Here is an 18,680-nt window from a genome sequence, read left to right on the forward strand (position 1 = left end):
CCTTTTTACGCAGCCAACGCATGCAAGGCAAAGGCCTGCTTGACTCGGGCTTTGTTTGCTGCTCATTATGTTTACAGTGGAAACATAATAATCCATAAAAAATAAACTCAACCGAGTGGGAACGACAATGAAAAGCTTAACAAGCGCGGACCGGCTGTCGCGCACCATCAGCCGTCGCACGATTGTCAAAGGCGCGGGCGCTCTCGCCCTTGGTACGCTCATGAGCCCCCATGTCGTGCGGGCCTCATCGGGTAAAATCAAGATTGGCTATATCGGTTGTCTGTCTGGCCTGCGGGCAGAATTCAGCGTTGCCGATCTGTGGACCATCAACCAGATGAAGGCGCTGGTGGCCAAAGGCCTTGATGTCGGCGGCAAGACCTATGAGGTCGAATTTGTCATTCGTGACAATCAGTCAGACGTCAATCGTTCCGCAAGCGTTGCCAGCGAACTGGTTTTGCGCGAGCGTTGCAATCTTGTGCTTGTGGCGGATGGTGATGGTGCCTTGGCAATCGGTGAATTGGCCGATACGCGGCGCGTGCCGGTGATTTCCACCATGATGCCGTGGGAGGGGCTGTATGCGGCACGGGGAAGCACACCCGAAAAAGGTTTTCCCTACACCTTTCACTTCTTTCCGTCCTCTGCATCCATCTTGCAAAACTATGTGGGCATGTGGAACGCGGCCGGAACCAATGGCCGTGTCGGCACGATCTATCTCGATCATGCCGTGGGCCGTGCCCTGATGGACCCTGCCCACGGCCTGCCCGCCCAGATGAAACAGGCGGGCATGACCGAAGTTGCCGCCGGGGCCTTTCAGCTTGGAACAACCGATTTTTCCAACCAGATTGCCCGCTTCAAGGATGGAAACTGCGACGTGCTGGCAGGGTATATGTTCCAGCAACATTTCGTCACCTTCTGGAATCAGGTCCGGCAGGCGGGATTGACGCCCAAAGTCTGTACGTTTGCTGCGGCTTTTGCCTTTTCAAGCACGATGGAAGCGCTGGGCAAATCCGGCGACGGCATGACAACGGATGTCTTCTGGACGCCGAGCTATCCCTATAAATCCTCGCTGACCGGCATTGGTGCCCGTGATCTTGCCAATCAATGGCAAAATGAATCGGGCAAACAGTGGTTGCAGCCACTTGGCTATATCCATGCGCTGTGGGAGGTGGGTTTTGCGGCCTTGAAACAATCGACCGATCCGCGTGATGCCAATGCTGTGCGCACCTCCATTGCCAATCTGGACATTGAAACCATGGCGGGCCGGGTGAACTTCAAAACCACGACCAAGAAAAGTATTGCCGATATGCCGATGGCGGCCGGGCAATGGCGCTTTGATGCGGCAGCGAAATTTCCGTTTGATCTGGATATTGTTTACAATGCTCTGGCCCCGGAAATTCCAGTCACAGCACACCTCCGGCGCCTTCAAAATGCATAGGTCGTCTGAGGCTCAGGACAATGTCATTCTGCGCATCGACAATCTGAACAAGAGCTTTCAAGCCCTCCATGTCACTCGTCAGGTGACATTTGATTTGTTGAGCGGAGAATGTGTCGGCCTCATTGGGCCGAATGGTGCGGGAAAAAGCACTCTGCTGGGCCTGCTTTCGGGCAGTCTCAGGCCGGATTCCGGAACACTCACGCTGGATGGTGCCAACGTAACCCCGTTTGCGCAATTCAAAAGGGTTCGCAGCGGGATTGCCAAGGCAAGCCAGATTCCCCAGACGTTTGATCGCCTGCTGGTGTTCGACAATGTTCGGGTTGCGGCGCTGTATGGGGCTGGAATCCGTGAAAAGGAAGCGGCAGACTGGACAGCGGATGTTCTGAGCCAGTGTGGGCTTGGCGATAAAGCGCGGCGCGAAACCCGCACCCTTGGCCTTCTGGATCGAAAACGGCTGGAACTGGCAAAGGCCGTGGCCGCACGTCCGCGCGTGTTGTTACTCGATGAAGTGGCAGCCGGACTGACGGAGCCAGAAATTCTCGAAATCGTGAAGCTGGTCGAGCGGTTAAAGCCGGGTCGTGCGACGGTTTGGGTTGAGCATATTCCCTATGCCCTTCGAGATGTCTGCGAGCGCCTCATCCTGATGGATGCCGGGGCCAAGCTGCTCGATGGTCCATTCCACACCGTCTGGCAGGATCCGAAATTGCATCAGATCTACATGGGGGTTCCCGATGGCACCACTTTTGACGTTTGACGATCTGGTTGTGCGCTATGGCGACATTCCTGCGCTGGCGGGGGTCAGTTTTGCCATGGATGAGGGAGAAACCCTTGCACTTGTCGGGGCCAATGGTGCCGGAAAATCAACCCTTCTCAAGGCGCTGTGCGGCCTTGTTGATCGTTGGGAGGGCGGAATTTCGCTGGATGGCACAGTGATCAAGCCGGGGCAGGTGGAAAGCACCACGGCACGGGGCATTGCCCTTGTTCCTGAAGGCCGCCTGTTGTTCAACTCTCTGACCATAGAGGAAAATCTCAAGATCGGACAAACCGGCCGCCAAGGCCGCTGGAGTCTGGATGAGATCTACGCACTCTTCCCGATCCTGCATGAGCGACGGCGGCAAAATCCGGGTCATCTTTCGGGAGGGCAACAGCAGATGGTGGCCATCGGCCGTGCCCTCGCATCCAATCCGCGCCTTTTGCTCTGCGATGAAATCTCCCTCGGCCTGTCTCCCAAAGTGACTGAGGATGTGTATGCGGCTCTCGCATCCATTCGCGCCTCCGGCGTGTCCTTGTTGATTGTCGATCAGGACATTGCGCGCGTGTGTTCACGCGCAGACCGGGTGGTCTGCATGCTGAAAGGCCGCGTGAGCCATATTAGCCCGGCAGCGGGTGTGACCGCCCATACGCTGAGAGATGCCTATTTCGGAGCGGCCCAATGACCCTGTCGGATATGCTGGAATTGTTAATACAGGGTTTGACGCTGGGTGGTCTCTATGGCCTCGTGGGTGCTGGCCTTGCCTTGAACTTTGGCGTGCTGAAGGTGGTTAATCTCGTTCATGGCGAGTTGATTACCTGTGGTGGTTTTATCGCAGCCTTTTGCTTGTCCATGGTGCCCAATATGCCTTTTCCGCTCATTCTGGTGCTGGCGATGGCTGGCACAGCACTGGTGGGGGCGGGCCTTCAGGCGCTTGTTGTCGAGCGGGCCATGACAACGCGCGATCCCATGGTGACTATGCTTGTCACCTTCGGACTGGGCATTGTTGCACGCAATGTGATGGTCGAGCTTTTCGGCGCGGACCTGCGGGGACTTGATGTGGGCGGTCTCAGCCATGCCCGCCTCCAGATCGGTACGGTTTCCGTGGGCGTTTTGCCCTTGATGACCTTTGCCTTCGCTCTGGCGGCCTTTGCGGTACTGCATGTTCTGGTCAACATGACGGCCTTTGGACGCGCGGTGCGCGCCACATCGGATCGGCCCGACATTGCAAGGTTGATGGGGGTTCGGGTGCGAACACTCCACATCAAAGTCGCGGCCCTTGCCGCCGCGCTGGCCGCGTTGGCGGGGATGTTGCTGGCGATGCGGGCGTCAATCTCGCCCTATTCCGGGGTTGAACGTTTGATCGTGGCCTTCGAGGTGGTGGTGCTCGGCGGGGTCGGGTCTATTCGTGGAGCGCTGATCGCCGGTCTTGTGCTTGGAACTGCACAGGTTGTTACCGCCCGTTTCGATGGCAACGCGGGCCTGCTTTATGTCCACCTGACGTTTCTTGCAGGTCTTGGTCTGCGTGCTTTCCGGGGGAAACTCTCATGAAACTGCTTGTTCAGAGCATGGCTCTGGTTGCCGTTATCGGTTCGGTCGCTTTTTTCGCCAGCGGATATATCGATCCCGGATTGCTCTATCTGCTCTCTGAGGCCCTGCTTTTGCTGTTCATGGCGCAGATGTGGAACCTCCTTGCCGGATATGGCGGCATGGTCTCGATGGGTCATCAGGCGTTTGTCGGGCTTGGAGCCTATCTGTTTTTCGCCTTGGCCAATTTTGGCGTTTTGCCAGTGGGCGCTGCCTTGCCGGTGGCCGCCCTTGCTGTAGGGCTGATGGCCCTGCCTTTAGGCCTGCTGCTCTTTCGGCTGCGCAACGCCTATTTCTCGGTGGCGATCTGGGTTGTGGCCGAAATTCTTGTCATCCTGTTCAGCAAATTTAGTGCGCTGGGCGGAACGGGGGGCATGACACTGCGCCCCGACGGGGGCAATCTTGACCTGCCGCTTGAGCAATATGTCTTTGCCATTGCGCTGTTTAGCTGCGTGGGCTTCACGCTGGCCATGCGCTGGGTGCTGGCCAGACCGACAGGCCTTGCCATTCTGGCGGTGCGCGATAACGAGGATGCGGCACAGGCCGCTGGCGTGAATGTGCAAAAACTCCATCTGGCCCTGTTTGCCATCTCGGCGGCGGGCTGTGCCTGGGCGGGCAGCCTTTACTACGCCAATGTTCTTTATCTGACACCCACGGATGCCTTTCAGATCAACTGGGTGATCGGAATGATGTTCATTGCCGTGGTCGGCGGAATTGGAACTCTCACAGGGCCTGTGATTGGCACGGTGATTTTCATCGGCTTGCGCGAGTTTCTCACCAGTTTCGGCTTCTCCGGCAGCATCTATTGGATTGTCATGGGGCTGATTGTGATTGTCACCCTTGTTTATGCACCGCGTGGCCTTTGGCCTGCGCTGCACTCTCTCTTCAGACGAATGAGCATTGAAAGGAAATCCGCATGAATGCGTCGAACGATCCCACAAAATGGACGGCATCGGAGGCCAGTCTTGCCCTTGCCGCTAAACAGATCGGCGCTGTGGAGCTTCTGGATGCCTATCTTGCCCGACAGGCCGCTCTGGATGGTGAGATAAACGCCGTTTGTGCGCTCAATCCAGACCTCGCCCGCACGGTTGCGCAGCAGGTCGATGCGGATCGCATTGCAGGAAAAAGCCTGCCAATTTTGGCAGGCCTGCCGATGACCATCAAGGATTGCTTCGACGTGGTGGGTTTGCCGACCACGGCGGGCATTCCGGACATGGCATCCTACCGACCGCAGACCGATGCGGATGCTGTTGCAAATCTTAGGCGTGCTGGTGCCGTGTTTTATGGCAAGACCAATACGCCGCTCGCGGCTGCCGACCATCAAACCTATAATCCGCTGTTTGGATTGACCCGCAATCCCCATGATCTCTCCAAAACCGTTGGAGGCTCCTCAGGCGGCGCGGCAGCCGCATTGGCGGCAGGCTTTACCGCGCTTGAACTTGGGTCCGACATTGGCGGCTCCATTCGCATTCCAAGCCATTATTGCGGCGTATATGGCCACAAATCCTCATGGGATACTGTATCCATGCGCGGGCATATGCCACCACCGCCCGGTCATCTGGCGAAAAACCCCTTGCTGGTCGCAGGCCCGATGGCGCGCTCGGCACAGGATCTTTCTGTGGCGTTCGAGATTTTGTCATCCGATTGCAATCGCATTTTAAAACCTGCGCGACACAGCGCATTGGCGGATTTTCGCTTTGGCGTCTGGGTCGATGACAATCCTGTCGATCCCGTCTATGCATCGGCAATTCTGGATTTTGCCGAAAGTTTGCGCAAACAGGGCGCGAAAGTCGTCGAAATACCCGGCGGTCCCAGTGGCGCTGATAGGCTGTTCGATACCTATATCAAGATGCTGTTTGCCACGATTGGCAGTGAACTGGATGACGATGAAATCGCGCGCTACACACAGGCTGGCAACGACCCGGCAACAGGCGAATTTGGCCCACTTCTCGCAGGCGCTGTTGTTGAAAGCCATCGCAAATTTGTGGAACAGGCGCAAATGCAGGCCCGCTTTCAATCGGTCTGGGCCAAGCAGTTTGAGACGCTCGACGTTCTTCTTTGCCCGGTTTCAATGGGCACGGCCTTCCCCCACGATTGCGACGATGGCCATGGCCCTGTGCCGCAGATGAAAAGAACAATTCAGATTGGCAACATAAGCCAGCCTTATCTCGACAATTTGCGTTGGCCCGGCATTGCCACACTTTTGCATCTGCCAGCCACGGTCCGCCCGTTGCCCCATCCGGTCAACGGCATGCCTGCTGGCGTGCAGATCATTGGCCCTTATCTGGAGGACCGCACCACGCTGACATTCGCAAAGCTGTGCGATGAGGCCTTTGGCAGATCAGAAATGCCGCTCCTGCCGCGCAAATCATAACAGTTCATTCTTCTAGGCCGCACACTCATAAACCGGGTTTGCAAATCGGCCTGATTTTGATTCACTGAGGCCTTGATTTGGAGGCCTCTCATGACCCGTCGCCGGTTTGATCTCACCGATTTCGAATGGACTGTCATCCAGCCCTTGTTGCCCAACAAGCCGCGTGGGGTGCCACGGGTTGACGATCGGCGGGTGATCAACGGCATCTTGTGGCGGTTTCGGACAGGTTCACCCTGGGCAGACGTTCCTGATCGATATGGTCCATATACAACCTGCTACAACCGGTTCGTGCGATGGCGAAAGGCGGGTGTCTGGGATCATGTTCTGGGCGAGATTTCCAAGGCTTTCGACGGCGATATCGTTATGATCGACAGCTCCTGTGTCCGTGTTCATCAACATGCGGCCACGGGAAAAAGGGGGATCAACACGATGGCTGCATGGGACGTTCCCGTGGCGGCTTGACCACCAAAATCCACGCCGTTGTCGACGCCGATGGCCGACCGATCCGTCTCGCACTCACAGCCGGTCAAGCCCATGATGGTCGCATGGCAGAACCATTGTTACAGACAATCTCCAAGGGTGCGATCCTGCTGGCGGACAAGGCCTACGATACCAACGCGATCAGAGCATTTGCAAAGCAAAGGCAGGCATGGGCCAATATTCCTGCCAAGAGCAATCGGAAGGGAAGCTTCCCTTTCAGCCAATGGGTTTACCGACAGCGCAATCTCGTTGAGCGTTTCTTCAGCAAACTCAAACAGTTCAGAGGCATCGCAACCCGTTACGACAAAGACCCATTGAACTTTCTCGCCGCTGTCAAATTGGCAGCAGCAAGAATTTGGATCAGATCGTTATGAGTCTACGGCCTAAAAGATGCTGGCGATGATCCACAACGAATGATCACCCGGGCTCCAATCTCTGCAACCAAAAGGCCGATCCCTATGGACACTTCTTTTGCTTTCGATCAGCTGCGTCTTTTGCCGGTCTGGGAGGCCAGCGTGCTTCTTGAACCCACGCAGGTGCGCGGCCCCGGACCTCTGGGAGTCCGCAATATCGTGCCCATTGTCGGCGGAGATTTTGAGGGCGTGATCGCGCCAGAGACAGACAGCCCCCGCCGCTTCTGCGGCACCATTCAGCCCGGTGGTTTTGATTTACAGCGAGAGCGGGCCGACGGCATGCTGGAGCTGGAAGCGATTTACCACATGCTGACGGACGACCATGTTTCCATCGAAATTCGCAATTATGCGCTGCTGGAACCGAAGCTGGACGGGTCTATCGGCTATTCACGCTGCCGCATCTTCGTCGATGCCCCCGATGGGGATTATGCATGGCTCAATCGGCGAATCTTTACCGGCTCTGTCGAAGTCATCCGCCCCCAAAAGCAGGTCTTGATCCGATCCTTCACGGTCGTCTAGCGATTCCAGCGGCGTACGCTCTCCTTCAGGCTGCGAAAATGGCCAACGCGGAGAACGCCCCCTGAATGCGGCTTGGGTAAGCGGGTAACGCAAGTACCAGGCAACTGCCTGTACAATAAGCCAAGCCTCGAAATGCCTGCCTTTGAAATCATCTTTCGACTGGCGCTTCAGCTTCTCGGCAATGGTATTCAGAATCATGGCTCGCTCCGCAACTTTCGGAGCGGCAAATTCCATACCTATGGTCAACATGCGGTTAAGCCCGAAAATTTGCGACAAGCCCGGCTATGTATTTTCGGCTTCAATTAGCGAATAGCAAAACTTGCCACGAATACTAGGCAAATTGCCGAGGCATACTTAAACAGCACGTTGTTTGCGCCAGATTGCCTTAAGAAGTATTGTCGTGTATATCCTGAAGTCAGAACCAACGAAATATCAAACAAAAACGCGATTATAACGAAAGTAACCGCAAGAAAGCTGGTTTGCACGAAATAACCTTGGCTTGGATCAATAAACGTCGGGAGGAACGCCGCAAAGAAAAGTGTGACCTTGGGATTCAGCAATGACACGATGACGCCTTGGCGAAAGAATTTTGTCTGGTCGGAGTCAATTTGTGTTGCCGATGATGCACCAGGGGAGACGGCCTTATATGCAAGAAATAACAAATAGGCTGCGCCCAAATATTTCACGACGGTCAACGACGCAGGAATTGTCTTGAATATCAATGAAAGCCCCACAGCGGACGCAAGCGCATTCGCCAATGCGCCGACAGCGATACCTGATGCTGATAAGAAGCCTGCGCGGAAGCCACCTTCGACGGTTCGGGACAGAATGTAGATAAGCGCTGGTCCTGGAATGGCGATGATGGCGAGGCACGCACCTACGTATATCCAAAGGTTTGTCATAGAGTTAGCTTTTCCGAGGTTCTAAAGTGGATTCAAAAGAGAGAACGTTTGATGCAATGATGAATTGCAGGTGACTCGCAAAATCGTGCATCAAAGTGGCCCTGGAAGGAACGTATTGCTTGATGGCTATGATGACGGCGAAGTAAAGGTGCTCGTCGCGAGCTGCTTGCGACATCTTCACGAGGATTGTGACCGGTGGTTCGCCTTTTTTGCCCGTGGCATGAAGGAAAAGCAGCCCATCAGCACCTTCTTTAGCAAACAGCCGCCCTTTGCCAAATTGAAGGATTGTCGTATCAACGCGGTTACTTCCACCAATCAAAATGGGATTTGCCGTCCACAACTCCTTGATCGCTTCCATCGCACTAGCATTTGAATTGGAAAGAGCATTCCAAAGCCGCGCATGCTGGTGCATCGGCGCAACCCAACAAGGCATGCCGCAACTATCATTTACCCAATATCCATCATCGCCAGCGAGTTCAGAAAGCCACGCGCGTAGAGCTCTATGCTTGATAGATGAAACCAGAGTATCAATTTGATGATATTCTTTTGAATCAAGTGTGTAGCGATCAAACATATATGTTTCGAGCCTGTTTACTTGACGCCGGAGATTTTACGGTTTGGTCCATGATCGTGCGGCTGTACAAAGCCTAGGACAGTGCGGGACCCCGAAATGAAGCGAAGCAACCGCTCAAAGCCGATACCAAATCCAGCCGTTTGAATTTTGCGGGTACGTTTCCACTCAGCGTGACCGTGAGTGAGAGTGCCTTCTGGTTCACCAAGATTGCCGACTGACTGCGCCAGTATTGCATCACCAGTTTTAGGACGAACGCCGCCCGTAGAGATCTCGCCGTAACCGAACGGCAACATCAGATCGTAGGTATCATAGTTGCCCTCAGCATTCTCGTGGTAGACAGCATCGCGTACACCCTTCGGGTAGTTGTGAATCCAGAATGGACGGTCAAATAGCCTGCTAAGCGCTTGATCTTCCTCAAAGGTGAGGTCTGTCTGGCGGGTTGGGTCAGCATCGACCATCTTGAGCGCTTCAGCAAAGGTTATCCGGGGATAATTGCCGAGCATCATTGCTTGTATGTGTTTTTCAGCGTCTGCTGTATTCAGATCGATAAGGGACTTTGCTTTATTAAGAAGACGGCTTGCAACACCTACCAGAAGCTTTTCGGCAATTCCGAACACAACTTCCATCGACTCAGTTTTTAATTCGACTTCGATCTGAAAAAAGTATTTAAGTGCTTTCGCGATTGCGCTTCACCGTCTTGCAGAAGACGCATACACGGTGCGAGGCAATATACCATATCCAGATATTCAGTCGCTTGTTGCTTTTCAAAGTTATGACTAACTGGCAGGTAATAAGCCTCTTTGCCCGTTACCGATACTTGATGCTCGACATTCGCTTGAAATGAGATTTTTTACCTCTGGGCGGAAACGATCACCAATAACTGCATAGGAATGAAAAGCACCTGGCTCAAGCTCACTAGACAAAATGGCAGGAACGATTTCATTGAAATTGAGCTCGTCCATTGTCGAGCGAACCGCCGATAGAACAATGGTCGTCCATTGGTATGTCTGATTATCCGTAAACCGTCTCTTTTGCTCAATCATTGGCAGGATAGCTCCCGATAATAGGTTGTTAAAATAAATCGACGCCCTGATAAGATGCAATCTTTAAAGTTGTCAAGCAACATAAAGCTCGAAAAGGTGTGCTTGCGTAGATTGAATAGATTTTGCTCAAAATCAGAATACAAGCAAGAGTTGCCACGGGCGCTGGTGCATCGGTCGTAGTGTGACTGGATTTCGGTCTTCGATGATGCGGCTATGCGGTAGCTTTTCTACACCGACGGATTTCGAGTGCGCGCAGGCCAGCATGCGATTGCGGACGGTCTCGTTGACTGGGGGGATCGTCGTGCTGGCGTTCCACCGCATTGGCGGGCAGCGGGATAACCACAGCAGCATCGGCGCTGTGGCTTGGGACGGTGTCGTAGTTCGTCTCACCGTCATAGGCTCCATCAGCCGTGAACTGCCAGATCGGCATATCGATCTGCTCGAGTAGCGGCCCCACCTGCGAACCGTCGCCGACCTCTTGATTGTTCATGACGTGTGCGATGATGTCGCCAGTGTTGGCATCCAGCGCCAGGTGCAGTTTGCGCCAACCCCTGCGGAATTTGGCACCGTGCTTTTCCTCCAGCCACTGCCCCGCGCCGTAGACCTACAAACCTGTGCTATCGATCACGAGGCGGACAGGCTCTTTTGAGGGATGCGATCATCGTACTTCTTATCCGGCGCGCGCGGCTTGCTGCCACGACGGCTCAGGATCGTGTGATCGGGAACGGCGAGATCAAGGCTGATCAACTTCAGCACAGAGGTAACCAAGTCCTCCGTATGACGCAGACGCAGGCCGAACACCAACCCCAGCGTCAGAGCGGTCTCGATCGCCAGATCTGAATAGTGCGGCTGGCCACCACGCGTCCTGCGCTTCGGTGCCTCCCAGCACGATAAGGCATCCGGCGTCATTCAGAGCGTCAGACTTCCGCACCGACGAAGGCCTGCCTCGTACTCAGGCCAGTTCGTCAACTTGAACTTCACCTAGTTGATATGATAGCGGCGAGAGGCATTGTGTTTGAAGGGCATCGTGCTGGAGACCAGCTATCGGGCGGGCCCAGCATCTATGATACCGCGTTTAACATTCATCCATGCACCAACTCCACCTTTTGGCTATTTTTTTATGTTTACAACTTGCAGGATGATTCGATCCATATTATGTGACATTTTTATGACAAAGCATTTATTTAGAGTTGCATAGATGAATTTCGAAGCCAGAAGTTCAAAGCATTTCGACCGCGTGTCTCCTAAAGGTTGCTTTGGGCAGCAAAAGCAAGACGCAGGCCCCTTCGCGTTTGGGACGAAAAGTGAAACACTATTTAAAATCAATAAAATATCAAAGAATTTTACGATTCTACCGATAGCGGTCGTGCAATATTCGGACTGGCAGGAAGATAGGGATCGCACGGCACGCAAGGTTTGGTCAGACCTGGAGATGGCACAGACATTAATTGTGCGCTCAAGCTGCGCCGTCGAAGATTCCGAAGTCGCCTCGCACGCCGGGGAATTCCTTTCTCTTCTCAACATCAAAAGCCTGGCGGATTTGGATCGCGCCATTGATGACGTATTCATGTCCTATGGCAAACCAACACCGGGTGAGCAGGTGCTTGTTCAACCCATGGCGCGTGAGGTTGTCTTGAGCGGCGTCGCCATGACTGCGGACGCCCAAAGTGGTGCGCCCTACACGATCGTCGACTATGCCCACGGAGCCGACACCGAAGCCGTTACGGCCGGAACATCAAACTCGGGCATGGCGATCTGCGTGACGGGCTACGAAAGCCATCTGCCGCCTTGCTTGCAACCTTTGGCACCCGCTCTTCGCGAACTGGCTGAGATCACGGGCGGCAAGCCTGTCGATATCGAATTCGCGATTACCGCGACAGGGACCGTCATCATCTTCCAGGTGCGCCCAATCGTGATGAAATCACCAAGGCATAAGGTTGTCGGCTTTGGTTTCCCATATCTGATCGAGAACGTGCGACGTTGCTATAAAGATATCGTCAAATTCAATGCGCGCAACGGGCTAGCGAATGCCCTGTTTGGTGTTATGCCGGATTGGAATCCAGCAGAGTTAATCGGCATCAAGCCGCGTCCCCTGACGTACTCTCTGTATCGATATCTGATTACAGATGTGGCCTGGACCAAGGGGCGTGCGCCGCTTGGGTACACCGACATGAGCGGCGACGGGCTGATGCGCCTCATCGGCGGAACACCCTTCATTAATGTGAGTGCTAGCCTTAGTTCATTTGTGCCCAAATCGGTACCTGCGCTCATACGTAGCAACATCGTTGCAGATGCGTCTCGCGCGCTGGCAGCAGCACCGCAATTTCACGACAAGATTGAATTCGAGATCATGCCAACGGTGTTCACGCCGGACTTGACGCAGCCCCACTGGAGGGCTCGCTTTCCGACGCGGAGTGGGCTGGGTATTTGGAAGATCTCCTGAAACTCACTAACGGCGTCGTGGCCGAAGGCGGTGCCTATGACAGCATCATGGCCGACGTGGTGCGTCTGGAAGCGATGTATGAGCAAAAGAGCGATCTTAAGTCTGCAAACCTGATGGACGCCACACGGCTTCTGTCATGGGTGCGGCACAACGCAGCACCGTTGTTTTCCGGCGCTGCGCGGTCGGCATTTATTGCGACTTCTATTCTGAGGGTCCTTGCACGTACCGGTTATATCCACGAAGCCGTGATTGAGGATATCTCCCGTAGCGCGCAGGCGATTGGTTCGGAACTGGTTCGCGATTTCCAGAGACTGGAGCGCGACGTCTTCATGGCGCGATACGGGCATATTCGCCCGGGAACCTTCGACATCACCGTGCCGCGATACGATCAAGAACCGGAGAAGTATTTTTCATTTCTTGATGCCACCCAAGCGCAACCCGACGTGCGAGACACAGGAAGCTTTGTAGAGCTTTCGGCGAGTGACATCGCGCGGATTGATGCGCATTTCGCCGCGCTTGGATACAACTTTAACTGGGCGCGCTTCCGCACTTTTGCAGCGAGTGCCATTCATGCGCGGGAATATGTAAAGTTTCTCTACACAAAACAGGTTTCAGATGCGCTTGAAATCATTTCGAATGTCGGGGTGCAGTACGGTTGCAACAGGGAAGAGATGTCGTTTCTAACGCTCTCGGATATCGAGAACATGCTCGACTTCACATCCGACATAGACCGGCGGATCCGCGAAATCTCGGCGTCGAACCGGGTCTCGTGGCAGCAGAGCCTGCCGGTGCGATTGCCTGATTTGCTGACCTCACCTGACGATATTTTCGGTTTTGAGGTGGAAGCTTCGGCACCAAATTTCGTGACCTATGAAACGGTTCAGGCCCCGGTCGCGCTGTCTCTCGACAATGACCTGAGGGGCAAGATCGTGTTCATCGAAACCGCTGATCCGGGATACGATTGGGTGTTTACTCGAGGTATTGCGGGTTTCATCACGCGATATGGAGGCGAGAATTCTCATATGGCGATCCGTGCTCGTGAATTCGGGATTCCGGCGGTGGTTGGGGCCGGGCGGCATTATGACAAATGGAAGACCTTTTCGGTGTTGCGGTGTGATTGCCGCGCCCGTCGGGTTGAGCCAATCATATGAGCCGCTTTGTGGCAATCACCATGCGTGACGCCGTGTTGCCTGAGCGGAACGAGCACCGGGACTGCCTTGAAACCGGGTGGTGGACTTTCCTGGAGGCCTGCGAGTTTGTGCCAGTTTGTCTGCCCAACCATCTCGGGCAAGCAGAACTCATTCTCGACAGCGGTATCCTGAGCGGTGTGATCCTGAGCGGTGGCGGTAATGTCGCGCGCTCACTGGAGCATGTTCGGGCCCGGGACAGAGTTGAAGATATCGTTCTGGCCCGCGCGAAAGAGAAGGGGCTCCCGGTTCTCGGGGTGTGCCGGGGTTTGCAAAAACTCTGCCACGCGTTTGGCGGGACTCTTGTGGAGCGTGCAGGCCATACCGTGACCAGGCATAGGATTGCGGGCAACTGGGGGGAGCGCTGCGTGAATTCCTATCATGACTACGGGATTGATGAGGTGCCGAGCCAATGCCACGTTTTGGCAGAGGCGGAGGATGGTTCGCCGGAATGGTTGGCGCATGACAGCCTGCCTGTATCAGGGATCATGTGGCACCCCGAGCGCAATGTGGTGCCGGATCAAGCCGATATTGCCTTGTTCAGGGCTAGATTTTCAACCATAGGATGCTATTAATGCGCGCCATCATGCTTGTAGCCGGTCGAGGTTCACGACTTCGTAATCTTACGGACATGCGACCGAAATGCCTCGTTCCTTTCCGGGGCAGGCCGCTTCTGGAGCTTTCAGTTGAGCGCCTGAAGGCAGGCGGTGTGGAAAAATTCACGTTTGTGGCGGGATACCGTTCCGAGGCAATCGAGGCGTTCATCGAGACGCATGAGATTGATGCCGAAGTCGTCTTGAACCGTGATTGGGACAGTACGAACATGGTGCAATCGCTGTTTTGCGCGGCGGATCGTCTGGCGGCGGAACCGTGCATCGTCAGCTATGGCGACATCTTCTTTGAAAGTGGCATTGTGCGGAATCTCATTTCCGCCCAGGGCGACCTTGTACTGGCCTATGATCATAATGGCCGTACCCTTTGGGAGCGACGCTTCAAGGACCCACTTTCGGATATAGAGAACTTCCGCATTGGTACGGAGGGACGCCTGATCGCGATTGGCGGGAGGGTGCAAGATATCACGACGGTGCAGGGCCAATACATGGGCCTATTCAAGCTTACGCCGACCGGTCTCGCCGAGATGCAGGATTTTTGCGCAAGCCTTAGTGCAGATCGTCGCCGTTCGATCGATGTGACGAGCACGTTCTCGGCTCTTCTGGGGCGCGGAACGCTGATTCGATGCGTACCCAACCTCGATCCGTGGGGCGAACTCGACTCTCCCGAAGATATTCACTTCTTTGAAGCCTCCACCCCCCTCAACACTCCTGCTTTAGAAAGATCTTACTGATGGATCCCGCACTCTGGCTACTTTTCGCGCTTGCCTATCTCGGAATCACCTTTTCGCCCGGTCCTAACGTCCTGATGGTTCTGAACCATACGGCAAAATATGGCTATCGCCACGTTTTCGTGACAATGGCCGGCAACCTTTCATGCCAGCTTTTGATTATCGTCGCGATTGGTGTCGGCATCGGCTCGTTGCTAACTGTAGAGAGCGCAGCCTACCACTGGATGAAGATTGCGGGCGCACTTTATCTGATCTATCTCGGCGCGCGTATCGTTTATGATGTTTTTATCCGGGGTCGGCTGAAAGCGGTAAAAGCACCGACGCAGCTGAATCAGGTGCATGCGCTGCCCTCGGCGCGCAAACGCTTTCTTGAGGCTTTCGCGGTTTCGGCCAGTAATCCCAAGACGGTGATTTTTCTATCGGCGTTCCTGCCCCAATTTATCTCGCCGGAATGGCCAATCGTGCCGCAATTCGCAATCATGTATCTGACAATCGCGATTATCGTCATCTCCGTGCATTATATGTACGCGTTCTTGCTCATCAGAGCTCAGCGTCGCTTCTCAGGCATGTTTTCCAGCCGTTTGTTCCCCGGGCTCAGCGCCGCGATTTATCTCTTTTTGGGAGTCACGTTGGGGGTTTCTGCGTGAATTTGGGGGACGATAAACGAGGGGAAAGCCTCCGGGTTTCGGATGAGCCGGGCCATATCACCGCTCTGATGCGAGACCCGGCCAATGCCGTAACGTTGGCGGGACTGGGGTTTGCCGTTGCCGGGCTTCATGCGTCAGTGGTGGGCGAGGTGCATCTCGGAGCTGCATGTTTGGCTCTGGCCCTGTTCGCCGACATGACAGATGGCTGGGTCGCGCGTCGTTCCGGGCTGCGCCGCGCGGCTCATATGTCGCGTGCGGGTATGCAACTCGACTCGATTGCGGATCTGATGCATGGAGCGATCCTGCCTGCGGCGCTCATGGGGGCGTTGAGCGACTGGAGCGCGATCAGCCTATTACTTTCCGTGCTTCTGGCGCTATGTGCCGCGACACGGCTAACATATTTCTCTGTGTTTGGCGGCAATCCTGACGGCAGCTATCGCGGCGTTCCGGTAATCTACACATCGTTCTTGACGAGTCTTCTTATTGGGCTTTTGCCGATGCCTTTTGCCGCGCAAGTATTGCCGTGGTGCATCGCCACCATTGCAGTATTCAACGTGAGCTCCCTAAGGGTACCAAAAATGACGGGAGGAGGGCTGGCAGCGTTCAATCTACTGTCCGTGGGCGTCGTTATTCTCAATCTGTTGAAGAGCATTACCTGATGTAGGCCATACGCAATTCACCGTGTACTGTAAACTTAAAGCCTTGATGCGGCATCGTAACGTTAACCAGACATCGATCAAATGTGGGATCTGGCAGGATGACGAGATCTCGCCGTGATCCTCTCTATCGTCGGCATCGATTTCCCGCGGAATTGATTGCCCATGCCGTTTGGCTGTATTCCGGTTTCCGCTTAGCCTGCGTATGGTTGAGGATCTGCGGGCAGTGCGTGGCATGACGGCCGCGTTCCTGCAGGACACCACCGAAACGAAATCCTTTGCCATTTGGTAACAAACGCCCGTAGGGCATTTTCCGATGCATTGGTGTGCAGCGGGATGTCGGGATGTTCCCACGCCCACCCACGAGCTGACAATCGCCCTTGAAGTCCTGCGGGTTTTGTCGCAAATTTTCTGGCCGATTACGGAAGTGGCTATAGCTGGACACAGTTATGTGGCGAGTGCCGAGAACTGTTGAAATGGCGATTGGACGCTGGTGGAAAACTGTTTCTTGCGGATCATATGTGCGACTTCGATGCCGTCCAGTGTCGCTGATGCGGACTGAAAGCGTTTGAAGCCCTTCATTGGCCTGGTCAGTTTCTTAATAAAGCGGTGATCCTGCTCAATCATGTTGTTGAGATATTTGACTTGCAGAACTTCGATCAGCCAGAACCAGCCATGCAATAGCAGCAGAATATTCATGTTTTGCAGCCCTGCCAAGTTCGCCCCGCTTTTGTCGATGACAACCTTTTCGGGCCAACCATTGTTCTCGATGGTGCGGGCGAAGAAATCGGTAGCGGCGGCCTCATCGCGATGCTCGGATAGCATGAAATCAAGGGTTTTGCCATGCTTGTCAACGGCGCGATAAAAGTACATCCACTGGCCTTTGACCTCGATGTACGTCTCACCCATTCGCCAGGAGCCGCTGGGTTTGGATTTCCGGCGCTTCGCTTGCAGGGCAATCAGCGGCGCGTATTTCACGACCCATCTATTCAGTGTCGCGTGGTCGAGATTGACCCCGCGTTCGGCCATAATCTCTTCCAGGTCGCGGTAGGAAACTGCATATCGGACATAGAAAAATAAGGCGTATAAAATCACTTCTTTCGGGTAGTGACTGCCTTTGAAATCGACCATGATCGCTCAATCCTACCTGCCTGCTTTCGTCAGGCCACATCTATCGGCGTTGTTGCATCGATCGATGACTGAGCGGATTTCAGTCTTTGATGCTGTGTTTATGCGGTATCTGTCTCGCACCGGACGGATTTCGGGCGCGCGCATGCCAGCATTCGATTGAGGCTGGAGCAGTTGATAGCGACTTCCGTCTGTTGCGTGGCGAATGAGCGTGCCCTCAATCGATGTCCGATGATCGACTTATAGCGACCGATCGCGGTCTCGACCAAAGATCTCTTGCCGTAGTCGGTAGCGGCCTGCCATTTCATCCGCCCATCGGCGTTGATCGCCGCGATATGATGGTCTCGTTGAGAGAAGAGATCGGCGTCTGGCTGTTCCACCGCATTGGCGCGTGGCGGAATGACCACCGCAGCGCCCGCGCTACGTTTGGTAACGGCCTCATAGGTTGGGTTGCCGTCATAGGCGCCATCGGCCGTAAATTGGCCGATGGGGTCGTCGATTTGGTCGAGCAGCGCCTCCACCTGCGTGGCATCGCCAGCATCCTGGTCTGTCATGACGTGAGCGATGATTTCGCCGCTGTCGGCATCCAGCGCCAGATGCAATTTCCGCCATCGCCGACGGGACTCGGCACCATGCTTCTCTTCCAGCCGTTGGCCAGCGCCATAGATCTCCAAACCGGTGCTATCGACGAGGACATGGACGGGCCCTTTTCCTGGGTGTCAATGACATTGCCGTTTGTCCGGCGATTGCCAATTTTTTGCCCGACGGCTTAGCGTCGTATGGTCCGGAACGGCGAGATCCAGTCCCATCAGCCGCAGCACTGACATCAGAAAGCGCTCCGCCTGGCGCAGGCGTAAGCCGAATACGAGGCCCAGGGTCAGGGCAGTCTCAATCGCCAGATCGGAATAGCGCTGCTGGCCACCTCTTGTCTTGCGTCGTTGCGCCGCCCAACCGTCAACAACCTCCGACGTCACCCAAAGGGTTAGACTGCCACGTTGTCGCAGACACGCATCATACTCGGCCCAGTTCGTTACCTTGAACTTCATCTTGCCGATGCGATGACGGCGAGCGGCGTTATGTTTCTGTGGCATTGATGATCAATCAAGCTGTTTTCGATCGCAGCCACATAGGCGAGAACTGTTGGAATTTGGTCCGTGCACCAACGCCAAAATAATGCACAACTAGATGCCGGGATCAAA

At 54.8% G+C, this 18,680-nt stretch carries 19 protein-coding genes and 4 pseudogenes; 15 read left to right on the forward strand and 8 right to left on the reverse strand.

All coding sequences use genetic code 11. The annotated features are described in order from the left end of the window. The first annotated feature begins 127 nt into the window (after positions 1-127). The 8 genes from AVI_RS26060 (at position 128) to AVI_RS26100 (ending at position 7,559) form a co-directional block, all read left to right on the forward strand. A complete protein-coding gene (locus tag AVI_RS26060) occupies positions 128-1,435 on the forward strand; it encodes an ABC transporter substrate-binding protein (protein ID WP_015918257.1) in 1,308 nt (435 codons plus the stop codon). Continuing rightward, a complete protein-coding gene (locus tag AVI_RS26065) occupies positions 1,428-2,189 on the forward strand; it encodes an ABC transporter ATP-binding protein (RefSeq protein WP_015918258.1) in 762 nt (253 codons plus the stop codon). Before AVI_RS26060 ends, AVI_RS26065 begins: the two co-directional genes overlap by 8 nt. Beyond that, a complete protein-coding gene (locus tag AVI_RS26070; protein WP_015918259.1) occupies positions 2,167-2,871 on the forward strand; it encodes an ABC transporter ATP-binding protein in 705 nt (234 codons plus the stop codon). The genes AVI_RS26065 and AVI_RS26070 overlap by 23 nt, the downstream gene beginning before the upstream one ends. Next, positions 2,868-3,737 carry a branched-chain amino acid ABC transporter permease gene (locus tag AVI_RS26075; RefSeq protein ID WP_015918260.1) on the forward strand — a complete coding sequence of 290 codons (870 nt, stop codon included), beginning with the start codon at positions 2,868-2,870 and terminating at the stop codon, positions 3,735-3,737. Before AVI_RS26070 ends, AVI_RS26075 begins: the two co-directional genes overlap by 4 nt. Beyond that, the gene (locus AVI_RS26080) at positions 3,734-4,693 is read left to right on the forward strand and encodes a branched-chain amino acid ABC transporter permease (RefSeq protein WP_015918261.1); all 960 of its coding nucleotides are present in this window, start codon (positions 3,734-3,736) and stop codon (positions 4,691-4,693) included. The genes AVI_RS26075 and AVI_RS26080 overlap by 4 nt, the downstream gene beginning before the upstream one ends. Further along, complete coding sequence (locus AVI_RS26085; RefSeq protein WP_015918262.1) at positions 4,690-6,147, forward strand: amidase family protein; 1,458 nt, start codon at positions 4,690-4,692, stop codon at positions 6,145-6,147. The genes AVI_RS26080 and AVI_RS26085 overlap by 4 nt, the downstream gene beginning before the upstream one ends. A gap of 90 nt (positions 6,148-6,237) precedes the next feature. Next, a protein-coding gene (locus tag AVI_RS30090; RefSeq protein WP_139192301.1) for an IS5-like element IS869 family transposase occupies positions 6,238-7,001 on the forward strand; the annotation gives its coding sequence in 2 pieces (ribosomal slippage) (positions 6,238-6,553 and positions 6,553-7,001; 765 coding nt in all). Positions 7,002-7,085: 84 nt separating this feature from the next. Continuing rightward, entirely contained in the window at positions 7,086-7,559 is a 474-nt protein-coding gene (locus AVI_RS26100) for a DUF3237 domain-containing protein (RefSeq protein ID WP_049777514.1), read from the forward strand. 75 nt (positions 7,560-7,634) lie between these two features. On the opposite strand, the pseudogene AVI_RS30815 reads toward AVI_RS26100, so the two are convergent. The 6 genes and pseudogenes from AVI_RS30815 to AVI_RS30105 all read right to left on the reverse strand — a co-directional run. Next, positions 7,635-7,757 (reverse strand): annotated as a pseudogene (locus tag AVI_RS30815) (IS6 family transposase); the annotation flags it as partial. A gap of 104 nt (positions 7,758-7,861) precedes the next feature. Further along, positions 7,862-8,461 (reverse strand): LysE family translocator, encoded by a 600-nt coding sequence (locus AVI_RS26105; protein WP_015918265.1) that lies wholly within the window; start codon positions 8,459-8,461, stop codon positions 7,862-7,864. Positions 8,462-8,465: 4 nt separating this feature from the next. Then, positions 8,466-9,035 carry an asparaginase gene (locus AVI_RS30095; protein WP_015918266.1) on the reverse strand — a complete coding sequence of 190 codons (570 nt, stop codon included), beginning with the start codon at positions 9,033-9,035 and terminating at the stop codon, positions 8,466-8,468. 17 nt (positions 9,036-9,052) lie between these two features. After that, a complete protein-coding gene (locus AVI_RS31620; protein WP_049777517.1) occupies positions 9,053-9,661 on the reverse strand; it encodes an amino acid--tRNA ligase-related protein in 609 nt (202 codons plus the stop codon). Positions 9,662-9,811: 150 nt separating this feature from the next. Then, positions 9,812-10,078, reverse strand: a complete 267-nt coding sequence (locus AVI_RS31625; protein ID WP_197436547.1) for a hypothetical protein — start codon at positions 10,076-10,078, stop codon at positions 9,812-9,814. A 274-nt stretch (positions 10,079-10,352) separates the two neighbouring features. Continuing rightward, positions 10,353-11,059, reverse strand: a pseudogene (locus AVI_RS30105) (IS5 family transposase); the annotation flags it as partial. Positions 11,060-11,276: 217 nt separating this feature from the next. On the opposite strand from AVI_RS30105, the gene AVI_RS26130 reads away from it, so the two are divergent. The 7 genes and pseudogenes from AVI_RS26130 to AVI_RS30110 all read left to right on the forward strand — a co-directional run. Further along, complete coding sequence (locus AVI_RS26130) at positions 11,277-12,521, forward strand: PEP/pyruvate-binding domain-containing protein (protein WP_015918269.1); 1,245 nt, start codon at positions 11,277-11,279, stop codon at positions 12,519-12,521. 47 nt (positions 12,522-12,568) lie between these two features. Then, the gene (locus tag AVI_RS26135; RefSeq protein ID WP_139192467.1) at positions 12,569-13,672 is read left to right on the forward strand and encodes a PEP-utilizing enzyme; all 1,104 of its coding nucleotides are present in this window, start codon (positions 12,569-12,571) and stop codon (positions 13,670-13,672) included. Next, the gene (locus AVI_RS26140) at positions 13,669-14,283 is read left to right on the forward strand and encodes a gamma-glutamyl-gamma-aminobutyrate hydrolase family protein (protein ID WP_015918271.1); all 615 of its coding nucleotides are present in this window, start codon (positions 13,669-13,671) and stop codon (positions 14,281-14,283) included. Before AVI_RS26135 ends, AVI_RS26140 begins: the two co-directional genes overlap by 4 nt. After that, the gene (locus AVI_RS26145; RefSeq protein WP_015918272.1) at positions 14,283-15,053 is read left to right on the forward strand and encodes a phosphocholine cytidylyltransferase family protein; all 771 of its coding nucleotides are present in this window, start codon (positions 14,283-14,285) and stop codon (positions 15,051-15,053) included. The genes AVI_RS26140 and AVI_RS26145 overlap by 1 nt, the downstream gene beginning before the upstream one ends. After that, on the forward strand, positions 15,053-15,697 hold the full coding sequence (locus AVI_RS26150) for a LysE family translocator (RefSeq protein ID WP_041699691.1): 645 nt from the start codon (positions 15,053-15,055) through the stop codon (positions 15,695-15,697). Before AVI_RS26145 ends, AVI_RS26150 begins: the two co-directional genes overlap by 1 nt. Further along, positions 15,694-16,356, forward strand: coding sequence for a CDP-alcohol phosphatidyltransferase family protein (locus tag AVI_RS26155; RefSeq protein WP_071208086.1), 663 nt, complete (start codon positions 15,694-15,696; stop codon positions 16,354-16,356). The genes AVI_RS26150 and AVI_RS26155 overlap by 4 nt, the downstream gene beginning before the upstream one ends. Before the next feature lie 98 nt (positions 16,357-16,454). Beyond that, positions 16,455-16,603: pseudogene (locus AVI_RS30110) on the forward strand (IS6 family transposase); the annotation flags it as partial. Positions 16,604-16,800: 197 nt separating this feature from the next. On the opposite strand, the gene AVI_RS26160 reads toward AVI_RS30110, so the two are convergent. Together AVI_RS26160 and AVI_RS30115 are read right to left on the reverse strand one after the other, a co-directional pair. Beyond that, positions 16,801-17,484, reverse strand: coding sequence for an IS6 family transposase (locus AVI_RS26160; protein ID WP_015918275.1), 684 nt, complete (start codon positions 17,482-17,484; stop codon positions 16,801-16,803). A 98-nt stretch (positions 17,485-17,582) separates the two neighbouring features. Next, a pseudogene (locus AVI_RS30115) lies at positions 17,583-18,572 on the reverse strand (IS5 family transposase). Positions 18,573-18,680: the final 108 nt, after the last annotated feature.

It is taken from the genome of Allorhizobium ampelinum S4 (genome assembly GCF_000016285.1).
GTDB classification, from domain to species: domain Bacteria; phylum Pseudomonadota; class Alphaproteobacteria; order Rhizobiales; family Rhizobiaceae; genus Allorhizobium; species Allorhizobium ampelinum.

What these genes read in the sequence shown, in the direction of transcription:
- AVI_RS26105 (WP_015918265.1), bottom strand. Translation starts at nt 8,461, where the DNA reads ATGACAAACCTTTGGATATACGTAGGTGCGTGCCTCGCCATCATCGCC.
- AVI_RS26145 (WP_015918272.1), top strand. Translation starts at nt 14,283, where the DNA reads ATGCGCGCCATCATGCTTGTAGCCGGTCGAGGTTCACGACTTCGTAAT.
- AVI_RS26130 (WP_015918269.1), top strand. Translation starts at nt 11,277, where the DNA reads ATGAATTTCGAAGCCAGAAGTTCAAAGCATTTCGACCGCGTGTCTCCT.
- AVI_RS31620 (WP_049777517.1), bottom strand. Translation starts at nt 9,661, where the DNA reads ATGGAAGTTGTGTTCGGAATTGCCGAAAAGCTTCTGGTAGGTGTTGCA.
- AVI_RS26060 (WP_015918257.1), top strand. Translation starts at nt 128, where the DNA reads ATGAAAAGCTTAACAAGCGCGGACCGGCTGTCGCGCACCATCAGCCGT.
- AVI_RS30095 (WP_015918266.1), bottom strand. Translation starts at nt 9,035, where the DNA reads ATGTTTGATCGCTACACACTTGATTCAAAAGAATATCATCAAATTGAT.
- AVI_RS26160 (WP_015918275.1), bottom strand. Translation starts at nt 17,484, where the DNA reads ATGGTCGATTTCAAAGGCAGTCACTACCCGAAAGAAGTGATTTTATAC.
- AVI_RS26075 (WP_015918260.1), top strand. Translation starts at nt 2,868, where the DNA reads ATGACCCTGTCGGATATGCTGGAATTGTTAATACAGGGTTTGACGCTG.
- AVI_RS26085 (WP_015918262.1), top strand. Translation starts at nt 4,690, where the DNA reads ATGAATGCGTCGAACGATCCCACAAAATGGACGGCATCGGAGGCCAGT.
- AVI_RS26065 (WP_015918258.1), top strand. Translation starts at nt 1,428, where the DNA reads ATGCATAGGTCGTCTGAGGCTCAGGACAATGTCATTCTGCGCATCGAC.
- AVI_RS26080 (WP_015918261.1), top strand. Translation starts at nt 3,734, where the DNA reads ATGAAACTGCTTGTTCAGAGCATGGCTCTGGTTGCCGTTATCGGTTCG.
- AVI_RS26150 (WP_041699691.1), top strand. Translation starts at nt 15,053, where the DNA reads ATGGATCCCGCACTCTGGCTACTTTTCGCGCTTGCCTATCTCGGAATC.
- AVI_RS26135 (WP_139192467.1), top strand. Translation starts at nt 12,569, where the DNA reads ATGGCCGACGTGGTGCGTCTGGAAGCGATGTATGAGCAAAAGAGCGAT.
- AVI_RS31625 (WP_197436547.1), bottom strand. Translation starts at nt 10,078, where the DNA reads ATGATTGAGCAAAAGAGACGGTTTACGGATAATCAGACATACCAATGG.
- AVI_RS26140 (WP_015918271.1), top strand. Translation starts at nt 13,669, where the DNA reads ATGAGCCGCTTTGTGGCAATCACCATGCGTGACGCCGTGTTGCCTGAG.
- AVI_RS26100 (WP_049777514.1), top strand. Translation starts at nt 7,086, where the DNA reads ATGGACACTTCTTTTGCTTTCGATCAGCTGCGTCTTTTGCCGGTCTGG.
- AVI_RS26070 (WP_015918259.1), top strand. Translation starts at nt 2,167, where the DNA reads ATGGCACCACTTTTGACGTTTGACGATCTGGTTGTGCGCTATGGCGAC.